We start from the raw sequence: 1,203 nt of genomic DNA, 5'->3' as shown, positions 1-1,203 counted from the left end.
AATTAATATTATTTAAAATATTTTTTATTTCTTCGTTGGAATACTCTTTATTTTTTTCAAAAAGTAACTTGCCAGAAGGTTTCTTTTTGGTTTTGGTAACAACGGTAGATTTGGTAGTATTGATGGTATTATTGTTAACAGTTATTTCTTCAGTAGTTGTTTCTGGATCCTTTTGTTGGTATTTTTCAACAGACGCAATCTTTTGAAGAGATGGTTTGTTGGTAAATTTAGTAGATATTTTTTTAATGCCATATAAATAGACGATAACGGAAAAAAACATTATCAATAAAACACCTATAATAAGGTATTCTTTTTTGGGAGTTCATTTTTTCATTTTAAATCTCGCTTTTTTATTATTTTTTTTAAGTATGTTTTTATTATACGTTTTTTTTTGCAATAGTTTTGAATCTTTTTATTTAAAAGAAAAAGACCCTGCGGGTTAGATAGGGTCTGGGGGTTAAAAGTGATATTCGGTTTTATTAGTTTCTTTCGGATAAAAGGAGGAATTAATTAAATCGCCGGAATGAGGATTGTATTCACGTACATTTTTAGCACCACACGTGTCGTAAAAAATTTCTTTAGTTTTTTTACCAGAATTATCAAAATCAGTGATAGAGTGAATAAAATTATCCGTCAGGCAAACAACTTCTTTAATTTTTGTTTTGGTTTGGGGATTGTACTCTGTTATTTTTTTGGACCCATCGGAGTTATATTGGGTAGTTCTAATTAAATGGTTAGGGTTAAATTCAAATTCTTCCACCAATAAATAATAACCCACTTTTACATTTTGCGGAGGGGTTGGAGGAGGAGTGGTGTTATATTGTAAATAACGGTCCTTTGAAAACGTACATTCTTTTCCGTCGATTTGCCAATTATCGTATAACCATCCTTTTTGATAGGTATAAGGGTGTTTTTTTCCTGTGGCATCATAAAGAGTAAGGTCAGTTCTTCCCAGTTGGTCTCTGATGTTGGAAGCGGTGTAATCTTCAAATTGTTTAATAGGCGCACCCATTAGCCATTTTTGGAGGGCAAGATGGTAGGATTGAGCGTCTTTTGGATTTAATTCTTCTTTTGTGAGAGGGGTTGAAACAATTGGAGTAGTTGGCGGTGTTTTAAATTGAAAAATGAAATAACAGATGATGGTAGATAAGAATATGGTAGAGATAGATAAGATTATAAATGTTTTAGATTTAATTAATTTTT

Annotated in this window: 2 protein-coding genes; both read right to left on the bottom strand. The window is 31.0% G+C overall.

The window, feature by feature from the left end; all coding sequences use genetic code 11:
• The coding region (locus HR065_RS00185) for a hypothetical protein (protein ID WP_178733906.1) at positions 1 to 280 on the bottom strand (280 nt) is incomplete at its 3' end.
• A 177-nt stretch (positions 281 to 457) separates the two neighbouring features.
• On the bottom strand, positions 458 to 1,203 hold a 746-nt coding region (locus tag HR065_RS00180), incomplete at its 5' end, for a DUF2963 domain-containing protein (RefSeq protein ID WP_178733905.1).

Origin of the sequence: Candidatus Phytoplasma pruni, from assembly GCF_013391955.1 — a bacterium.
Classification (GTDB): Bacteria; Bacillota_I; Bacilli_A; order Acholeplasmatales; family Acholeplasmataceae; genus Phytoplasma.
This window is presented reverse-complemented; position numbering and strand designations above follow the sequence as displayed.